This window comes from Rhizobium sp. UFLA01-1127, from assembly GCF_059803845.1.
In genome coordinates this window covers 1-19,633 of the sequence record NZ_JAUQTZ010000117.1, presented here as the reverse complement: position 1 = coordinate 19,633, position 19,633 = coordinate 1, and the positions used below count along the sequence as shown (strand labels likewise).

General features: G+C 61.1%; 16 protein-coding genes and 1 other RNA gene. 10 read left to right on the top strand and 7 right to left on the bottom strand.

All coding sequences use genetic code 11. The features are described from left to right. Positions 1-81: 81 nt before the first annotated feature. Positions 82-2,691 carry a bifunctional lysylphosphatidylglycerol flippase/synthetase MprF gene (gene mprF, locus Q4Q11_RS24065; protein ID WP_498571049.1) on the bottom strand — a complete coding sequence of 870 codons (2,610 nt, stop codon included), beginning with the start codon at positions 2,689-2,691 and terminating at the stop codon, positions 82-84. Between the two features lie 530 nt (positions 2,692-3,221). Next, positions 3,222-3,704, bottom strand: coding sequence for an SRPBCC domain-containing protein (locus Q4Q11_RS24060; RefSeq protein ID WP_112503168.1), 483 nt, complete (start codon positions 3,702-3,704; stop codon positions 3,222-3,224). A gap of 73 nt (positions 3,705-3,777) precedes the next feature. Here Q4Q11_RS24060 and Q4Q11_RS24055 point away from each other — a divergent pair, with 73 nt between their 5' ends. After that, entirely contained in the window at positions 3,778-4,101 is a 324-nt protein-coding gene (locus Q4Q11_RS24055) for a metalloregulator ArsR/SmtB family transcription factor (protein WP_112503164.1), read from the top strand. A gap of 3 nt (positions 4,102-4,104) precedes the next feature. Here Q4Q11_RS24055 and Q4Q11_RS24050 read toward each other — a convergent pair whose 3' ends face one another. After that, positions 4,105-4,968 (bottom strand): helix-turn-helix transcriptional regulator, encoded by an 864-nt coding sequence (locus Q4Q11_RS24050; protein WP_113213573.1) that lies wholly within the window; start codon positions 4,966-4,968, stop codon positions 4,105-4,107. Between the two features lie 101 nt (positions 4,969-5,069). Here Q4Q11_RS24050 and Q4Q11_RS24045 point away from each other — a divergent pair, with 101 nt between their 5' ends. Then, complete coding sequence (locus Q4Q11_RS24045; protein WP_498571048.1) at positions 5,070-5,888, top strand: SDR family NAD(P)-dependent oxidoreductase; 819 nt, start codon at positions 5,070-5,072, stop codon at positions 5,886-5,888. A gap of 37 nt (positions 5,889-5,925) precedes the next feature. Continuing rightward, entirely contained in the window at positions 5,926-6,642 is a 717-nt protein-coding gene (locus tag Q4Q11_RS24040; protein ID WP_498571047.1) for an SDR family oxidoreductase, read from the top strand. 40 nt (positions 6,643-6,682) lie between these two features. Here the strand turns inward: Q4Q11_RS24040 and Q4Q11_RS24035 are convergent, their stop codons facing one another. Beyond that, positions 6,683-7,120, bottom strand: a complete 438-nt coding sequence (locus tag Q4Q11_RS24035) for a MarR family transcriptional regulator (RefSeq protein ID WP_112503152.1) — start codon at positions 7,118-7,120, stop codon at positions 6,683-6,685. Between the two features lie 125 nt (positions 7,121-7,245). Here Q4Q11_RS24035 and Q4Q11_RS24030 point away from each other — a divergent pair, with 125 nt between their 5' ends. Beyond that, a complete protein-coding gene (locus Q4Q11_RS24030; protein WP_498571046.1) occupies positions 7,246-9,045 on the top strand; it encodes a chloride channel protein in 1,800 nt (599 codons plus the stop codon). Between the two features lie 112 nt (positions 9,046-9,157). Here the strand turns inward: Q4Q11_RS24030 and ssrS are convergent. The 3 genes from ssrS to Q4Q11_RS24015 all read right to left on the bottom strand — a co-directional run bounded on the left by ssrS (position 9,158) and on the right by Q4Q11_RS24015 (position 10,084). Further along, positions 9,158-9,316, bottom strand: a non-coding RNA gene (gene ssrS, locus Q4Q11_RS24025) — 6S RNA. Between the two features lie 67 nt (positions 9,317-9,383). Further along, a complete protein-coding gene (locus Q4Q11_RS24020) occupies positions 9,384-9,761 on the bottom strand; it encodes a cell division protein ZapA (RefSeq protein ID WP_112503148.1) in 378 nt (125 codons plus the stop codon). A 47-nt stretch (positions 9,762-9,808) separates the two neighbouring features. Then, positions 9,809-10,084 carry a DUF4164 domain-containing protein gene (locus Q4Q11_RS24015; RefSeq protein ID WP_498571045.1) on the bottom strand — a complete coding sequence of 92 codons (276 nt, stop codon included), beginning with the start codon at positions 10,082-10,084 and terminating at the stop codon, positions 9,809-9,811. A gap of 402 nt (positions 10,085-10,486) precedes the next feature. On the opposite strand from Q4Q11_RS24015, the gene tkt reads away from it, so the two are divergent. From tkt to Q4Q11_RS23985, 6 genes are all read left to right on the top strand, one after another. Further along, positions 10,487-12,469 (top strand): transketolase, encoded by a 1,983-nt coding sequence (gene tkt / locus Q4Q11_RS24010; RefSeq protein WP_498571044.1) that lies wholly within the window; start codon positions 10,487-10,489, stop codon positions 12,467-12,469. A gap of 64 nt (positions 12,470-12,533) precedes the next feature. Further along, positions 12,534-13,544, top strand: coding sequence for a type I glyceraldehyde-3-phosphate dehydrogenase (gap, locus tag Q4Q11_RS24005; RefSeq protein ID WP_112503142.1), 1,011 nt, complete (start codon positions 12,534-12,536; stop codon positions 13,542-13,544). A gap of 2 nt (positions 13,545-13,546) precedes the next feature. Next, positions 13,547-14,131: a putative glycolipid-binding domain-containing protein gene (locus Q4Q11_RS24000; RefSeq protein ID WP_498571043.1), complete on the top strand. Its 585-nt coding sequence runs from the start codon at positions 13,547-13,549 to the stop codon at positions 14,129-14,131. A 458-nt stretch (positions 14,132-14,589) separates the two neighbouring features. Next, positions 14,590-16,440: a potassium/proton antiporter gene (locus tag Q4Q11_RS23995; protein ID WP_112503808.1), complete on the top strand. Its 1,851-nt coding sequence runs from the start codon at positions 14,590-14,592 to the stop codon at positions 16,438-16,440. A 282-nt stretch (positions 16,441-16,722) separates the two neighbouring features. Beyond that, a complete protein-coding gene (locus tag Q4Q11_RS23990; RefSeq protein ID WP_498571042.1) occupies positions 16,723-17,925 on the top strand; it encodes a phosphoglycerate kinase in 1,203 nt (400 codons plus the stop codon). 212 nt (positions 17,926-18,137) lie between these two features. Beyond that, entirely contained in the window at positions 18,138-19,163 is a 1,026-nt protein-coding gene (locus Q4Q11_RS23985) for a class I fructose-bisphosphate aldolase (RefSeq protein ID WP_112503131.1), read from the top strand. Positions 19,164-19,633 lie beyond the last annotated feature (470 nt).

Below are 19,633 nucleotides of genomic sequence, written 5' to 3'. Positions count from 1 at the left end.
CTTCCGCGCGCGCCGGACCCGACACCAGCAGGCTCATCGACAAGATGCATGCGAAAGCCAATGACATTGCGTATTTCAAGATCATTTCCTCACGACCCCCTTAAGTCCGCCCCCGATGAGGAATGTGGCATCCATCAACGCGATCATTGGACTGACACCTCCCGAAACCGCCAGATAGCGCGGCTGCCATTCGGGATGGAATTTGGATTTGAAGGCACGAAGCCCTTTGAAATTGTAAAAGCGCTCGCCGTGCTCGAAGACGGTCCCCCCGACCCTGTCCCATACCGGCGCCGATTCCCGTCTCGACATGCCCGATAGCGGCGCCATGCCGAGGTTGAAGCGGTGAAAGCCCTGTTCCCTAAGATATTCGAGGATCTGCACGAACAGAAAATCCATCGAACCCTTGGGGGCCTCGGGCGAAAAACGCATCAGGTCGACGGATCCCTCCTCCTTGGTTTCCGTCATCAGAATATTCGCAAAAGCGACGATTTTACCATCCTTTTTCAACACGCCGATCGGTTGCGAACACACGTATTCCGGATCGAACGCACCAAGCGAGAAGCCCTTTTCCTTGGCATTGTGATCGGCAAGCCATGTATCGGATACATGGGTAAGCTCATCCATGAACCTGGGTATATCTTGAGGCTCGATAACGGCAAATTCTAGTCCGTCGCGAACCGCGCGGCTCGCGGTCTGCCTAAGGTTGGCCCATTTGCCGCCCTTGAGCTCGAAATTGGCGAGGTTGACCACGGCCAATTCGCCGAGCTTGAAGGCACGCAGGCCCGCATCCGCGCAATAGGACAGAAGCGCCGGCGAAATCTGGTAGAACACCGAACGGCAGCCTGCCGCGCGCGCGGTCTCGACGAAACGCCAGATGAGATCGGGCAGCGCCTGGCGCGGACCGACCGGATCGAAGAGCGCAATCCACGAGCGGCCCTGCTTGCCGTACATGATGAAGGCATCGCCCTTTTCCGAGAACATGATGTTCTTGTCGCCCATGCGCACCAGATTGGCGTCGGCCACGCCCTGTTTGCGGACGATTTCGACGGCACGCGCCACCGCATCGTCGGTCACCGGCTCCAGGCGCTTGGTTGCGGGACGCAGGAGGCTGAAGATTGCGATCGCAGACGATAGGATGGAGATGCCGAGTGCCGCGCGAAGGCCGCGCGGCGCCTCGTCGGCGAACTCGAACTGCCACCAGAGCTGATTGCTGTATCCGACATCGCGGTACACGAAGAACAGGACCACGATGGCACCGATGCAGATCACTGCGATGGCCGTCAGCCAGCCGGCCGTCAGCGTCTGGTTGAGCAGCGAAGCAGGCCGACTGAACAGGCGACGGCTGATGACGAGGCTGAAGACGAAGAAGGCCAGCAATCCGGCCTCGACAACAGCGATGGCCTTCAGCAGCGACAGGAACAGGGCCAGCAGCGCTGAAAAGCTCGACACCCACCAGGCGCCGTCGAGGCGCTGGCTGAGACCGCGCGCCGCCACGATGATCGCAAGCCCGAGAAGGCTCGCAAGGAAGTGCGCACTTTCGACAAGCGACAGCGGCAGGTAATCGGACAGGACGATCAGGTTCTGGTCCGGCGTCGGCGTCACGCTCGAGAAGACCAGCATCATGCCGAGCAGCAGCGCGAAGGCCGACAATAGCTGCGGCATGAGGCGGGCGCCGATGCGGCGCATGCTGGAAGCCGCCGGATGATCCACGAAACGGCGCAGCTCCGCCACCGATACTGCGGCGATTGCGATGATGAGAGGAATGACGTTGTAGATGACGCGATAGAGGACGAGCGAACTCAGCACGGCATCTTCATTCACCGAGCTGCCGAGCCAGGCGATGATGATCGTCTCGAAAACGCCGAAACCGGCCGGAACATGGCTGAGCACGCCAAGGCCGACAGCGATGGCATAGATGGCGAAGAAGCCCGGCCATCCGATGGAGGTTTCCGGCAGCAACACATAGAGCACGGAGGCCGATGCTGCGATATCGAATGCGGTGACGAGGAACTGCCGCGACCAGGTGCGCGAATCCGGCAGGCGCACGGCGATCGGTCCGATGCGGACCTCGTGGCCATTGCGGCCGGCATAGACGACGAAAGCCAGCGCCGCAAGAATGACGATGGCGATCAGCCGCAGCCACAACCCATCGACGCTGATCAGCGGGCCGATCTCGTCGGCGATGACCAGGAGCGCGATAGCTCCCACGGCCGCAAGACCAAGACCGAAGGCGAGCGTGACGAAGGCGATGACGCGGGTGATGTCGTCGGGCGACAGCCCGAGCCGGGTATAGGCGCGGTAGCGGATCGCACCGGCGCTGAGCGCGCCGAAGCCCGCGGTATTGCCGACCGCATAGGCGCTGAAGGAGGTCAGCGCCACATGCGGGAACGGCAGCCGCTTGCCGATATATTCCAGCGCGTTCTGGTCATAATAGATCAGGGAGACGAAACTCAGGCCGGTGAACAGCAGCGCCAGCAGTACCGACGAGATCTTCGTCGTCGTCAAGGCGTGAACGACGTCGTCGTAGCGCACTTCGGTGGTCAGGTCGTAGATCGCATAACCGGCGATGCAGAAGACGGCGACGGTAAGAAGAGCGACGATCAGGGTCCGGTAGCGGTTCAGCAGACCGACGATACCGCGACTCTCTTCCAATTCCTCATCGGCATTTTCCAGATCGATTGGGCTCGACATGCTCTACCTGTTTATATTGACCTTCTCGGTCCCGATTGTTCGGATGTCCAGTAACACCGGCGATGTGTTTGCGCGTCGCCGTATACACTTCTTTCACAGGCCCGTTATGACGCGCGCTCCCATCGTTCTAAAATTAGGCAATTTTGGCGCAGACCCCTGTTCCGCCAGCAATGAATCCGCCGTTATTCAAAGGATTTTGTCATTTCCCCGGCTTTTGAGCTCATCCCTACGCGCAAAAGTGATCCTTGCTCCCACCCCCGAGTGCAGCTCCGTATCAGGAATCGGCTGCCCGGTCACCTGCCCTGCCGCGCCTTTCGAACGGAGATCTCCGTGTCGCCGCATAGGCGCCGGAAAAGCAGATTTTGCCGGATACCCCAGAGCGCGTCACGACGCTAAGTAGATCTCCGTCTTACCCAGTCAACCGGATCGCGGAATGAGAGATTGGGGCGCAGCGGCAAATACAAAATCGGCTCATCCACGCCAGTTTGCGTGGATGAGCCGAGGGAGCCCTTCACTGTATCCGGGCATTTTCAGCGATCCGGCGCTTCCGCCGGTTCGCCACGCATTTCGCTGAGGAAGAACCCTTCACGCAGGTTGATGCCGTATTCGACGAAGGCCTTCATGCAGCAGAGCATCTGCGTCCACCCCTCGCAATTCAGATAGGTGCCGCGACGGCCGGCCTCGTCTTCGCGCCAGCCGGATTCTTCGATGATCACAAGCGTACCGCCGTCCTCGAGGGCGTCGAAGGTCATCTCCACCTTCGTCCTGTAACGAACGCCATCCTCGCCGGTGCCGCCATCCCAGTGAAAGACGATGCGCTTGTTTTCCTCCACTTGATTGACCTCGACGGGCGCCTTGTTCCACCAGATGACCGTAGTCCCCGCCACGAGCGGCGCACTCGCCCCGCCGACCGTCGTAAAATAGCTCGAAAGCTTCTTCGGATTGACGACCGCATCGAAGACTTCGTCAACCTTGCGGCCGATCCGTCCTGAAATCCGAACATTCAATGTCATGACATCTGCTCCGTTGTCCGTTTGTCGCTATCGCTCCATTGCGAGCAGCCCCATTATGTTATAAAAATATAACATGTCAAACGAATCGGACGGCGACCTCATTTTCAAGGCCCTTGCGCATCGTCGCCGGCGCGAGATCCTCGATCTGCTCAAGGATGCTCCGCGCACGACCGGCATGCTCTGCGAAGCCTTCACGGATATGGACCGCTGCACTGTCATGCAGCACCTGAAAGTGCTGGAAGAAGCCAATCTCGTGATCGCCAGGAAGGATGGCCGCGAGCGCTGGAACCATCTGAACAGCCTTCCGATCAAGCAGATTCACGACCGCTGGATCAGCGCCTATGCCGGCCACGCGCTGTCCATCCTCGATCGGCTGAAAAACGATCTGGAAAGCTGAAAGCTAGGCGATGCTGTTCCGGCGCAGCAGTTCCTTCAGCCTGCCGCTCGTCCCATCCTCGTCAAGCGGCGTATAGACCACCAGCTTCATATCGGGCCGGTCCATGACCGCCAGCGCGGTATATTCGAATGTCATCAGCCCGCCTTCAGGGTGGCGCAGCCGCTTGTGCCCGGCAAGGGGCTGCAACACGTCCTGTCTCGGCCACCAGGCGCGGAACTCGGGGCTTGCCCGCATTAAGGTGGCAATCAGCCGTTCGAAATCGGGATCGCCGGCATAGCGGGCGCTGTCGGCGCGAAACATCGCTAGCGAATTCGCCGCCACGCTCTCCCAATCGACGAGAAGCTGCCGATGGGTCTGATCGGTAAACACGCGATGGACGCTGTTGCGCGCGTCGCCCTGCAACAGGCCGTAATCGCCGAAAAGTGCGACAGCCGCCGCATTCCAGGCTAATACGTCCCAGCGACGGCCGAGAACATAGGCCGGCTGGCCGGCAAGGCTTGCAAGCATCCGCCGCAGTGCATCGGGCACATCCTCCGGCCCGTGCGACGGCTGATCCGCTGAAGATCGATCGCTGAGAGTGAAGAGGTGGCGCCGCTCGGCCGGATCAAGCCGCAAGGCATCCGCCAGTGCTCCAAGAACCTCCGCGGAGGCACGCACATCCCTGCCCTGTTCCAGCCACGTATACCAGGTGGTCCCGACACCGGCGAGAAGTGCCACTTCCTCGCGCCTGAGCCCAGGCGTCCGGCGCCGAAACCCTTCCGGAAGCCCGACGCCTGCCGGCGTCAGCTTCTCTCGCCTGGAACGCAGGAAGGCGCCGAACTCGCGGCGCCTGGCTTCCAGAATGGTCTGGTTTGGATTGATGGTCATCCCTTATCATAGCAGGATCGATACTAGGATAAAGTCAGAACTGTTTGCAGCCTCCGTAAGCTGCCAAATATCAGTTCGTCGTTGATGTGGAGACGAATGCGATGAACATGAGCGGTAAGACAGTCCTAATCACCGGTTCGACCGATGGCGTCGGCCGCCGGGTTGCCGAAAGGCTGGCGGCAGCGGGCGCCTTCGTGCTAGTGCACGGCCGAAACGAGGTGCGAGCCGAAACTCTGGTTTCCCGCATCCGCGATGCGGGCGGAAAAGCGGCCTTCTACCTTGCGGATTTCTCCTCGCTGGATGAGGTCCGGACTCTGGCCGATGCTATCGAGCGCGATCATGATCGTCTCGACATCCTGATCAACAACGCCGGCATCGGCACCAGCGGCGGCGATGCGGGGCGCAAGACAAGCCGCGACGGACACGAGCTGCGTTTTGCCGTCAATTATTTAGCCGGTTTCCTGCTGACGCGCCGACTGCTGCCGCTATTGCGGGCGGGCAGCCCGGCCCGCATCGTCAATGTGTCTTCCGTCGGCCAGCAGCCTATCGACTTCGACGACGTTATGCTGACGCGCGGCTACAGCGGCGTGCGCGCCTATTGTCAGAGCAAACTGGCGCAGATCATCTTCACCTTCGATCTTGCCGAGGAACTGATGGGTTCCGGCATCACCGTCAATTGCCTCCATCCGGCGACCTATATGGATACGACGATGGTGCGTCAGGCTGGCGTTGCGCCGCTAAGCACAGTCGAGCAGGGCGCCGATGCCATCCTCAATCTCGCAATGAGCGATGCTCTGGACGGACGCACCGGTCTCTATTTCGACGGGCTTCGTCCTTCACGCGCCGATGCCCAGGCCTACGACGCAGCCGCGCGCAGCAGCCTGCGGACACTCAGCCAGAGCCTTACCGGCCAGGCCTGAGCTCTTTACCCACTCCCCCTTTAGAAAGGAGACACCCATGTCGTCTCAACATGCCGTAATTGTCGGTGGTTCATCCGGTATCGGCCTTGCGGCCGCCGCCCATCTTCTCGAAAAAGGATATCGGGTCACGATCACCGGCCGCGATGCCGCAAAGCTGCGTGCAGCAGCGGAGAACCTAGACGGCGACGTCGCCGCAGCCGTCATGGATGCCGCCGACCTCGCCGGTCTTCCCGCCGCCTTCGCGGCGATCGGCCCGCTCGACCATCTCGTCCTGGCATTGGGCGGAGGCAACGGCGCCGGCCCCTTCGCCACGGTCGATCTCGCCGATGTCAGGAAAGGCTTCGAGCAGAAGACGATGGCGCATTTCGCCTGTGCCCAGGCCTGCCTGCCCTATCTGTCGAAGCAGGGCAGCATCACCTTCGTCTCCGCCGTATCGGCACAGGCCGCCATGCCTGGAACGGCGGGACTGGGGGCCATCAATGCCGCCATTGCCGCGCTCGCGCCGATTCTGGCTGTCGAGCTCAAGCCGATCCGGGTGAACTGCATTTCGCCGGGAGTCGTCGACACGCCCTGGTGGGATTTCCTGAGCGCGGATCAGAAAGAGCCGACATTTGCCAGCTTTGCAGCCCGTACGCCCGTCGGTCGCGTCGGCCGGCCTGGGGAAATAGCCGAGGCCATCGCCTTCCTGATCGGCAACGGCTTTACCAGCGGCCACACGCTGATTTGTGACGGCGGCATCCGCCTCGGTCAATGATTTCCAGCGCCATCGCCGACCGGTAGCGGCGATGGCATCCTCATCTGTCTTGGACGCCCGCCTGCAGATGCGTGAGAATCTCGATCAGCCTCGGCGCCATATCGCGAATTTCGGCCAGATGGATCGAGCTGAGCCGCTGAAGAACCTCTTCGGACTTCTCCGTCAATTGCAAAGTCTGGCGGCGCTTGTCGGCGGGATCGGGATGGCGGGTAACATAGCCGCCATCAATCAGCCGCCCCACAAGCTCCGTCGCCGTATGCGGCGCAATCAGCAGCTTTTCCGCCAGCATGCCGATCGTCATCGCCTCGCCGGCGCGGTTTCCCCGGATGGCAAGCAGCGCCTGATGCTGCTGGGGGGGCAAACCCGCCTCATGCGCTGCCGAGGTGCTGAAATCCATGAACTTGCGCAGGGTATGGCGCAACGTCGCAAGCGCCTCGTAATCCGCCTGCGAAAGGGTTTCATTCAAACGTCGCACCATCAAATCATCCTCTTTGCCGCTGCTCGCGATCCCAGTTGATTTATATCGCATTACGATATATTTGCCATCTCGAAGCGCGGAACGGCTGAAGGATGGCCGCGCACGCTTAGCACAGAAGGCCCCCAATGCAGGACAGCACTACCCAACAAAGTCACAGCCACGATTTCTCCGGCGGGGCCTCCCGCAAGGACAACGGCGATTTCACCACGGACAAGCGTGTCCTGGTCCTGATTGCCATGGCGCTCGTCGTAGGCACCGGCGGCGCATTCGCCGCCTGGGTGCTGATCAACCTCATCGCGCTCGTCAGCAATGCCGTTTGGCTGTTCAAGATCAGCACCGAACCGCTATCCTTTGCTGTGGTGACGCGCTCACCCTGGATGGTCGCCGCTCCCATTCTCGGCGGCCTCGTCATCGGCCTCATGGCGCGATACGGTTCGGAAAAGATCCGCGGCCACGGCATTCCAGAAGCCATCGAGGCAATCCTGATCGGCGGAAGCCGCATGTCGCCGAAAGTGGCGGTACTGAAGCCGCTGTCGTCGGCAATCTCGATCGGCTCCGGCGGCCCCTTCGGCGCGGAAGGCCCGATCATCATGACCGGCGGCGCTATCGGCTCGCTCTTTGCGCAGCTCTTCCATATGAGTGCCGCTGAACGCAAGACCCTGCTCGTCGCCGGCGCCGCAGCCGGCATGACCGCGGTCTTCGGCACACCGATCGCCGCCGTCATGCTCGCCGTCGAACTGTTGCTCTTCGAATGGAAGCCGCGCAGCTTCATTCCCGTCGCGGTCGCAGCCTGCGTTTCCGTCGTCTGGCGTCCGTTGCTGATCGGCAGCGGTGCATTGTTTCCCGCCCATTTCGATATGGCGCTCTCCTGGTGGGGCATCCTCCTCGCTACCGGCCTCGGCATTGTCGCGGGCCTGCAATCCGGCCTGCTGACGACCCTTCTCTATAAGATCGAGGACGCTTTCGAAAAGCTGCCGATCCACTGGATGTGGTGGCCGGCGCTCGGCGGCCTCGTCGTCGGGTTTGGCGGGTTGATCGAGCCCCGCTCGCTCGGTGTCGGTTACGACATCATCGCCGATCTCCTGCACAGCCGCATCGCAGTCGGCGCCGTGCTTGCGATCCTGCTGGTCAAGGCGGGCATCTGGCTGGTCGCGCTGTCTTCGGGCACGTCGGGCGGCGTCCTGGCGCCGCTGCTCATCCTTGGCGGCGCGCTCGGCTGGCTGGTCGGCCTTGTCCTGCCCGGCGATCCCGGCTTCTGGGCGATGCTGGGCATGGCAGCGATGATGGGCGGCACGATGCGCGCCCCGCTGACAGGCACCTTCTTCGCCGTCGAGCTGACGGGAGATACGAGCGCGCTGGTGCCCCTGCTTGCCGCCACCGTAGCGGCCTATGCCGTCACGGTGCTGCTGCTGAAACGATCCATTCTGACGGAAAAGATTGCCCGGCGCGGCCAGCACATCACCCGCGAATATGGCATCGACCCGTTCGAGCTCACCCGCGCCCGCGACATCATGATCGCCAAGGTCGATACCTTGCCGGCGTCCATGCGGCTGTCGGAAGCGCTGGCGCAGATGACGGATCGGCCGGATGCGCATCGCTTCTATCCCGTCGTCGGCGACAATGATCGCCTCGTCGGCATGATCTCGCGCGCCGATGCCCTGCGCTGGCAGGGCGAGCCGGAGCTCATGGACCAGTCGCTCTATGACGTGATCTCGGATACGTCGCTTCCCGTCGCCCATGCGGAGGATACGGTCGGCCGCGTCGCCGACATCATGATCCAGGCCGATACGGGACGCGTTCCCGTCGTCGAACCACAGACTGGCCGCCTCGTCGGGCTGATCGCCCGCAAGGATCTGCTGCGGCTGCGTAGCGCGATCAACCGCGCGGAACTCGAACGCGGTGCCTACTTGCGCTCGAAAAGCTAGGGACGCTTGAAAAGTCAAGGGGAGGAGGAGTGGCGCCAGCGCGGCAAAAGAACTGCGCGGCGCCTTCCTTTGCTATCGGCCGGAAAATCGGCCATCAGCCGGAAAATTTGAAGAGCGATCCACGACAACCGATGGATGTTTACGATCCTGGGCGCCTACAAACGTAGGTGGGCACCGTGTGTCCAGGCCCACAGGCCTGGTCAGGGACAGCTCCCTTTGGATCGAGTATGGCCCCAGGGATTGTGGTTCCTGTCGGGAAGCGCAGACCGCCTGAACTATATAAAGAGCTTTCGGGCCGGATGCCAGTGGCGGACGGCCGGCATCCGCAGAAAATAAACTCAAGCCTGCTCGACGCCCGGCCGCTCCAGAAGCTTCTCGGTAATGCCATGGATGCGCGTCGTCACCTCGTCGATGACGCTCGCCAGCGTTTCCTCGGCGCGGGCATTGGCGGCAAGCGTCGTGTCGCGATTGCTGGTGAGCGATTGCAGCTCGGCTTCAAGCGTGGAGACACGGCGTGTCAGCTCCGATACCTCGTCCATGATCATGATGCCGGCCATGACGGTCAGCCTGAGGTCGCCGATTTCGCCGAACTGGCTCTTCAAATGCAGGACGTAACGATCGAAACGGCTGGCGAGATCCGTCAGATGCTCTTCCTGGCCCTCTTCGCAGGCCATCCGGTAGGCTTTGCCGTCGATCGTTACCGTTACTTGTGCCATTCGACTTTCCGATCATTGCCGCGCTTCGCCGGCTGCCTCCCGAGAGATCAGCGGTCCAGCACGGCTCTTATGGTTTCCATCGCCGTAACCAGCCGGCGCGACACTTCACGATTGACCTCTTCGAGCCGGTTCGCACGGAACTCGGCCTGATCCAATTCCTGCGCAAGACGCGAACGGTCGGCATGAACCCGCCGCACCTCGCCTTCTATATCGCTCTGCGCCCGTTCCCGCTCGAACCGTCCGTCGAGGGCGCTCTCCAAAGTCGAGAGCGCCTGGCGCAACTGGGCGAGCGCCGCGTCCACCGTTTTGCCTGAAGGTGTCATACCCTTCGCTTCTCCGCGCGAGGCCCCGAATCAAAACATCCGGCCACTTGTCTGATTTCGCAACAATATTCAACTCGGCAACAGCACGTCAATAAAGGCCGTCATGTGGCAGCCCCCCTATTCTGTGGATGAACGCCACCTTTGCCCGCCACACAGGCCCTGTCGCATGATTGTCGTCTTTTGTAAAAGTGAACGGGCAAATGTCAAAAAATTGCCTCTGAGGGGCCGGATTGAGCCCTCGATTTGTTGACTTGCTCGCCCTAGCTGCTATGTCTCAGCCGCCTGAGGCGACGTTGGAAATGGCGTTCGGAAGAGCGCCTTCCCTTCATCCGCCTTTCAACCGATGGCCTCCCTCCCAAGCGTGCGGTCATCCCTCGAACCCGGAACATTGCGGAAAAACCCATGAACTCTCGCGAACAACACGATCGGATGGCGAATGCGATCCGTTTCCTTGCCATGGATGCTGTCGAGAAGGCCAATTCCGGTCACCCCGGTTTGCCGATGGGGATGGCCGATGTCGCCACCGTTCTCTTTGGCAAATATCTGCGCTTTGATCCGAAGAACCCCCATTGGCCGGACCGTGACCGTTTCGTCCTGTCGGCCGGCCACGGCTCGATGCTGCTTTACTCGGTTCTCTATCTCACCGGCTATCCGGACATGACGGTCGAAGAGCTCCAGCGCTTCCGCCAGCTCGGCTCCAAGACCGCAGGCCATCCGGAATATGGCCACGCCACCGGTATCGAAACCACAACCGGTCCGCTCGGACAGGGCATTGCCAATGCCGTCGGCATGGCGATCGCCGAGCGCAAGCTGCGCGAGGAATTCGGCCCCGAGCTGCAGGATCACTACACCTATGCCATGTGCGGCGACGGCTGCCTGATGGAAGGCATCAGCCATGAGGCGATCGCGCTTGCCGGCCACCTCAAGCTCAACAAGCTGATCCTCTTCTGGGACAACAACTCCATCACCATCGACGGCGCTGTCTCGCTTTCGGATTCGACCGATCAGGTTGCCCGCTTCAAGGCCGTTCACTGGAACACCATCGAAATCGACGGTCACGACCAGGCCGCCATCGCAGCCGCCATCGAAGCCGCACATAAGTCCGACCGCCCGACGCTGATCGCCTGCAAGACGATCATCGGCTTCGGCGCTCCGAACAAGCAGGGCACGCACAAGGTCCATGGCTCGCCGCTTGGCGCTGAGGAAATCGCTGCGACCCGCGTCGCACTCGACTGGCCCTACGAGCCCTTCGTCATCCCGAACGACGTCCTCGGTGAATGGCGCGCCGCCGGCGAACGCTCCATCGGCACCCGCGAAGCCTGGGAAGGCCGCCTTGCCGCAGCCGACGCAGCCAAGAAGGCTGAATTCACCCGCCGCTTCGATCACAAGCTGCCCGCTGGATTCGACGCCGCCATCAGCGACTACAAGAAGAAGCTCGCCGAAACCAAGCCGACGGTCGCCACCCGCAAGGCATCGGAAGATGCGCTCGAAGTCATCAACGGCTTCGTTCCGGAAACGATCGGCGGCTCCGCCGACCTGACGCCGTCGAACAACACCAAGACCAGCCAGATGAAGTCGATCACCCCGACCGATTTCTCCGGCCGCTACATGCACTGGGGTATCCGCGAACACGGCATGGCTGCCGCGATGAACGGTATCGCGCTGCACGGTGGTCTCATCCCCTACAGCGGCGGCTTCCTGATCTTCTCGGATTATTGCCGCCCGTCGCTGCGTCTTGCCGCCCTGATGGGCATCCGCGCCATCCACGTCCTGACGCATGATTCCATCGGCGTCGGCGAAGACGGCCCGACCCACCAGCCGGTCGAGCAGGTCGCCAGCCTGCGCGCTATCCCGAATTTGCAGCTCTTCCGCCCGGCGGACGCCACGGAAACGGCCGAATGCTGGCAGATCGCCATCAAGACGACCAACCGTCCGTCCGGCCTCGCCCTGACCCGTCAGAACCTGCTGGCCGCCCGTACCGAGTACAGCGAAAAGAACCTCTGCGAACAGGGCGCCTACACGCTGGCCGGCAATGCCGACGCCAAGGTGACGATCTTCGCGTCGGGCTCCGAAGTCGAACTCGCCGTTGCCGCCCGCACGGTTCTCGAAGGCAAGGGCGTCTCCACGCGCGTCGTTTCCGTTCCCTGCACCGAACTCTTCTTCGAGCAGCCTGAAGCCTACCGCAAGGATGTCATCGGCAACTCGCCGGTCAAGATCGCTGTCGAAGCCGGCGTCCGCGAAGGCTGGGATGCCTTCATCGGGCCGGAAGGCGCCTTCGTCGGCATGAAGAGCTTCGGCGCTTCGGCCCCGTACAAGGACGTCTACAAGCACTTCGGCATCACGACGGAAGCCGTCGTCGCCGCTGCTGAGGCAAAGCTTTCCTGAGGGCGCTGACAAGCGCTCTCAAATCCAATAGATAAACACCCTGAGTGAACGGGAGTGAATTTCAATGACTGTAAAAGTAGCCATCAACGGTTTTGGCCGCATCGGCCGTAACGTACTGCGCGCAATCGTCGAATCGGGACGCACCGACATCGAAGTCGTTGCCATCAACGACCTCGGCCCGGTCGAGACCAACGCTCACCTGCTGCGTTACGATTCCATCCACGGCAAGTTCCCGGCCGAAGTGAAGGTCGAAGGCGACACGATCATCGTTGGCGGCGGCAAGCCGATCAAGGTCACCGCGATCAAGGATCCGGCAACGCTGCCGCACCGGGAACTCGGCGTCGACATCGCCATGGAATGCACGGGCATCTTCACGGCCCGCGACAAGGCCGCCGCTCACCTGACGGCCGGCGCCAAGCGCGTCATCGTTTCGGCTCCTGCCGACGGCGCCGACCTGACCGTCGTTTTCGGCGTCAACCACGACCAGCTCACCAGGGAGCACATGGTCATCTCCAACGCTTCCTGCACCACGAACTGCCTGGTGCCGGTCGTCAAGGTTCTCGACGACGCCGTCGGCATCGACCACGGCTTCATGACGACAATCCATTCCTACACCGGCGACCAGCCGACGCTCGACACCATGCACAAGGACCTGTACCGCGCCCGCGCCGCAGCCTTGTCCATGATCCCGACCTCGACCGGTGCCGCAAAGGCCGTTGGTCTCGTTCTGCCGCATCTGAAGGGCAAGCTTGACGGCACCTCGATCCGCGTTCCCACCCCGAACGTCTCGGTTGTCGACTTCAAGTTCGTGGCCAAGAAGGCAACGACGGTCGGCGAAATCAACGAGGCCATCAAGGCTGCTTCGAACGGCAAGCTGAAGGGCATCCTCGGCTACACCGACGAGCCGCTGGTTTCCCGCGACTTCAACCATGACAGCCACTCGTCGATCTTCGCGACCGACCAGACCAAGGTCATGGAAGGCAACTTCGTGCGCGTCCTGTCGTGGTACGACAACGAATGGGGCTTCTCCAGCCGCATGTCCGACACGGCAGTTGCCTTCGCAAAGCTGATCTGATCGTGACCTTCCGCCCGCTCCTTCCGACGACAGTCCGCTGGCGTCCCATGGAAGGAGACGGGCTGGAGCATCTCACAGTCGCTCCCATCCCTAATGCCGGCGCCGCGGCCATCCGCGCCGCCGGCATTATCATTGGCGGACGCGGCGGCACGCCCTACGGCGTCTCCTACCGCATAGACTGCTCCGCCGGCTGGGCCGTTCTTTCCTTTTCCGTCGAAACCACCGATGGACGCCGTCTCGCGCTGCTGTCGGACGGCAAGGGGCATTGGCGCACCGAGGATGGCGAGCCCCTGCCGCAATTCGATGGCTGCATCGATATCGACCTCTACGGCTCGCCCTTCACCAACAGCCTGCCGATCCGCCGGCTGGAGATGGCCCCGGAAAGCGGAACCGCCAGGCTTTCCATGCTCTATATCCCGTTCGACACTTTCGAGCCGGTACGAGACGGTCAGCACTACGCCTGCATCGTACCGGAGAAACTCTATCGCTACGCCGCCGAAGACAGGGATTTCACCGTCGATCTTCCGGTGGACGAGGATGGGCTGGTGATCGACTATCCAATCTATTTCAAGCGCGTGGATGTGTGAGCGGCGGTATCGATACCCTTACTCATTCGGCGCGAGCCTTTCAGTATGGGCCAAAGCATTCATGAGCACTTCATCGCTATCCGTGAATTTAAACGTTTCGGGCTGCAGAATGACTTATTGTCAATTTCGAAATGCGTTCTGGGGTTTCAGTAACGCCAATCGCAGTTGCCCTTCAAAACGCCCCAATCTTTGCCCTCCCTGCCCTGCTATGGTCCAGATTTAACAATAAATTTTGGGTAGGAAGTCTCCGAGGGCATTCCAAGCCGCTTCGCCGTTCTGGCAAAAGCGCATCACACCATGACGTCGCAGTCGTCAGAGCGGGCTTCGGTCGTAAAGCTTTCCTCTGAATAAGGCCATATTTGCCAATGTGGCCGGCAAGACTGCATCATGGGATGACGAAGGGATTTTCGCATTCCGGGTTTTGGCCCGGCATCGGCGCACGGAAAGGGGAAGACAAGGTGGAGGCATTTTACGTCATCGTGCTGATCAGCACGGTCCTCATTCTCATTGCGGCCTTCTCCAGCCTCCTCGCCTTCCGCTTCGGTGCTCCCTTGCTGCTGCTCTTCCTGATGATCGGCCTTGCTGCCGGCACCGACGGCCTCGGCATTGAATTCTCCAACAACTATCTCGCCTATATCCTCGGCTCGCTGGCGCTTGCCATCATCCTCTTCGATTCCGGCTATGGCACGCCGATCCAGGCCTTCAAACTTGCTGCCGCACCGGCGCTGACCATTGCCTCCGTCGGCGTCATCGTAACCGCAGCATTGTTCGGCCTTGCCGCCACCTGGCTGCTTGGCTTCACCTGGCTGCAGGGCCTGCTGCTCGGCTCCATCGTCGCCTCGACGGATGCGGCCGCCGTCTTCTTCCTGCTGCGTATCGGCGGCATCAATATCCGTGACAAGGTGCGTTCCACGCTGGAAGTCGAATCCGGCACCAACGACCCGATGGCGATCTTCCTGACGCTTGCCCTGGTCGAGCTTCTCGCAAGCGGCGAAGGCTATGCCGGCATCAATCTCGCCATGCTCGCAACCTTCGTCCAGCAGATGGGGCTCGGCGTCATTCTCGGTCTGCTCGGCGGCATGATGATCGTCCTGATCGTCGGCCGGCTCGAAACGGATCGTGGCCTGACGCCGATTTTCGTGCTGGCGCTGGCGCTCCTCGTCTTCTCTTTCACCGGCGCCGTCGGCGGCAGCGGCTTCCTCGCGGTCTATGTCGCCGGCATCTATGCCGGCAATCGGAAGCTGCCGGCATCCGCCTCGATCAAACGCTTCCAGGACGGCATGACCTGGCTGGCGCAGATCATCATGTTTCTCGTGCTCGGCCTGCTCGCAACGCCATCGGAATTTCCGGCGATTGCCATTCCTGCCGTAGCGCTGGCGCTGTTCCTGATCTTCATCGCCCGGCCGATCGCCGTGTGGCTCTGCTTGCTGCCCTTCGACTACACACAGCGGGAGACCGGCTTCGTCGCCTGGGTCGGCCTGCGCGGCGCAGTCTCCATTCTTCTGGCGATCATGCCGATACTCGGCAATCTGCAGTCGGGCCAAACCTATTTCAACGTCGCCTTCATCGTGGTGCTGGTGTCGCTGCTCGTCCAGGGCTGGACCATCAAACCGATGGCACGTCGCCTCGGCCTCATCGTTCCCCCGCGCATGGGGGCGATCGACAAGGTCGAAGTCGATCTGCCTGGTACCGTCAACCACGAGCTTCTCTCCTATCGCGTCGTGAAAGACAGTCCGGTCCTGCGCGGCGAACGCATTCCCCGCTGGGCCACGCCTTCGCTCGTCGTGCGCGACGGCAAATCCATGCGCTATCAATATGCCGGTCGCCTGCGCGAAAGCGATATCGTCTATCTTTTCGTCTCCCCCAACTATTCGCGCCTGCTCGACCGCATCTTCGCCAGCCGCGCGCCGGTCGATCCGGATGATGCCGAATTCTTCGGCGCTTTCTCGATCTCGCCGCTGCGTCCAGCCGCAGATCTCGATGCCGCCTATGGACCGGGATTGCTGAGCGAACAGGAGAAGGGCCTCACGATAGCCGAACTCATGCGCCATCGGCTGGGCGGCAAGGCTGATTATGCCGATCGCGTTCGTCTGGGCGAGATCATCCTCATCGTCCGCGACCTCGACGAGAACGACCATATCCAGTCCGTCGGCATGTCGCTGGAAGCGGTGGAACCGCCCGTCATCCTGCCGATCTTCATCAATCTCCATGATATCCTGCAGGGCATCCGCGCATACGTGCACAAACGCCGCGAGCGCGCGGACGAAACAGTCTCGGGCGATTCGACGACGGGCAAGAACGACGCCTGAATGCCTTGAGCCGGATGATTTCAGGTCTGTTCGACCTGAAATCATCCGGCTCCAAATCAAAAGGTGAGAGCGGGATGTCGCCCGAAAACCGCTCACACTTTTCGGCATCCCGCTCGAGAGTAACTCCAGGAAAAACGTGCAACGGTTTGCGTTCGGAATGGAGAAAAATTAAAGGAACGGAATGCTTCAGCGCGCCGATGAAACGCTGAACCGTCCTTGCGTCTCCGATCATCCGTAGTATGGTCGGCGCGCTTCACGCCACCAACAATATTGGATCCTCCCATGGCAGCCTTCAAAACCCTCGACGATCTCACCGACATCACCGGCAAGCGCGTGCTCGTCCGCGTCGACCTCAACGTGCCGGTCAAGGATGGCAAGGTCACCGATGCGACCCGCATCGAACGTGTCGCTCCGACGATTCTCGAACTGTCCGAAAAGGGCGCCAAGGTCATCCTGCTTGCCCATTTCGGCCGCCCGAAGGACGGCCCTTCCCCGGATCTTTCCCTTGGCCTTATCGTGCCGGCTGTCGAGGAGGTTCTGGATCATGCCGTTCTCTTCGCCTCGGATTGCATCGGCGCCCCGGCATCAGACGCCGTTGCCAAGATGAACAACGGCGACATTCTGCTGCTTGAAAACACGCGCTTCCACAAGGAAGAAGAAAAGAACGACGCAGCCTTCACCAAAGCGCTCGCCGCCAATGGCGATATCTACGTCAACGACGCCTTCTCCGCTGCGCACCGCGCCCATTCTTCGACCGAAGGCCTCGCCCGACTGTTGCCGGCCTATGCCGGCCGCACGATGCAGGCGGAGCTCGAAGCCCTTGAAAAGGGTCTGGGCAATCCGGTCCGTCCGGTCGTTGCTATCGTCGGCGGCGCCAAGGTTTCCACGAAGATCGACCTTCTGATGAACCTCGTGAAGAAGGTCGATGCGCTTGTCATCGGCGGCGGCATGGCCAACACCTTCCTCGCCGCCCGCGGCACCAATGTCGGCAAGTCGCTCTGCGAGCATGATCTCGCCGATACCGCCAAGCAGATCATGATCGAAGCCGCCTCCTCCGGCTGCGCGATCGTTCTGCCGGAAGACGGCGTCGTCGCCCGCGAGTTCAAGGCCGGCGCCGACAATGAAGTCGTCGCCATCGAAGCCATTCCGGCCGATGCGATGGTGCTCGATGTCGGCCCTACGTCGGTCGAGGCCATAAAGAACTGGGTCGGCCGCGCCACGACGCTGGTCTGGAACGGCCCGCTCGGCGCCTTCGAAATCACGCCCTTCGATGCAGCGACCGTCGCGGCTGCCAAATATGCCGCCGAATGCACCAAGGCCGGCAAGCTGACCTCCGTCGCCGGCGGCGGCGACACCGTTTCCGCGCTCAACCATGCCGGCGTTGCCGATGACTTCACCTATGTCTCGACGGCCGGCGGCGCCTTCCTCGAATGGATGGAAGGCAAGGTCCTGCCGGGCGTCGCCGTCCTGCAGGCCAGCAAGTAAGCAAGCCTTACTGCTATGAACCGCAGAGCCGCGAAAGCTAGATCTTTCGCGGCTTTTCCATGGATGCTAGGATCATATGCAAGACTTTCAAACGGTTGAAATCATTTCAATCGTTTCAATTAGTTAGCCTGCCATTTCCCTCCTTCTACACTTCTGTTATCGCCGATCTATATTGTTCTTGACGCCGACTGAAATCGCCTTGGAGAAACAAAATGAGCGAACGAATTGAAGACATTGCCGTAAAGATGGTTGCCGGTGGCAAGGGCCTCCTGGCGGCGGACGAGTCCACCGCCACGATCAAGAAGCGTTTCGACACTATCTCTCTCGTATCCACGGAAGAGAGCCGCCGCGACTATCGCGAAATGCTCTTTCGCTCCGACGACGCAATGCGGAAGTACATCTCCGGGGTCATCCTCTATGAGGAAACCCTCTTCCAGAAGGCTGCGAACGGCACGCCTTTCGTTGACATCATCAAGGCTGCAGACAGCATCCCCGGCATCAAAGTCGACGTCGGCGCCAAGCCGCTGGCCGGCTTCCCCGGCGAAACCGTCACCGAAGGTCTCGACGGCCTTGCCGATCGCCTGGCGAAATATTATGAGGCCGGCGCCCGCTTCGCCAAGTGGCGCGGCGTGATCGCCGTTTCCGACACGCTGCCGACCTTCGGCGCCATCAAGGCCAACGCTCACGCGCTCGCCCGCTACGCCGCTCTTTGCCAGCAGGCCAAGATCGTCCCGATCGTCGAACCGGAAGTGCTGATGGATGGCGAGCCCGGCACGCAGAGCCTCGACCGCAGCGAAGAAGTTACCCGCTGGACGCTGCAGGTCGTCTTCCAGGAGCTCGCGGAAGCCCGCATCAATCTCGAAGGCATGATCCTGAAGCCGAGCATGGTTATCGACGGCAAGAAGGTCCGCAAGGCTTCCGTCGAACAGGTCGCCGAGCGTACCGTCAAGGTTCTGAAGGAAACCGTTCCTTCCGCCGTTCCCGGCATCGCCTTCCTCTCCGGCGGCCAGTCCACCGAAGAGGCGACCGCGCATCTCTCCGCCATCAACTCCGGCCATGATCTGCCCTGGCATGTGACCTTCTCTTACGGGCGCGCCCTGCAGGACAGCGCACTGAAGGCATGGGGCGGCAAGCCGGAAAACGTCGCCGCCGGCCAGCGCGCCTTCACCCATCGCGCCGAGATGAATTATCTTGCCGCCAAGGGGAACTGGACGAAGGATCGCGAACAGGCTGCCTGATTTCAGCTGGGGTTTCAGGAAAAGTGCGCAGCGGTTTCTGTCAGGAATTGCGTGGAAACGAAGGATAGAGCGGTTCAATGACCCCATGAAAAGCTGAATCGCTCTGGCATTCGAATGAGCAAAAGCTCTGGTCGCATTGCGACCAGAGCTTTTTACATTTGGGCAATAGCCGAGCGAGCGTTCAGAACGGAGCAAGTCGCATCTGTCACAATGGCAAGAATAGGTTTGCTGTGATATCGGAAAACAAGCCATGTCACATGGATGTTACGAAAGCGCGGCACTAGAGCCGGATGATTTCAAGTCTGTTCGACCTGAAATCTGAATCCGCTCAAGAAACAAAGAAGTAGAGCATGAGGTCGTCCGAAAGCCGATCACACTTTTCGGCATCATGCTCTAGGTGTGAGCTTTCGGGAGGTTGTCCATTCGGAGCGGATTTGGGAGACTGGAGTTACCACACCTCAGTTTTCCAG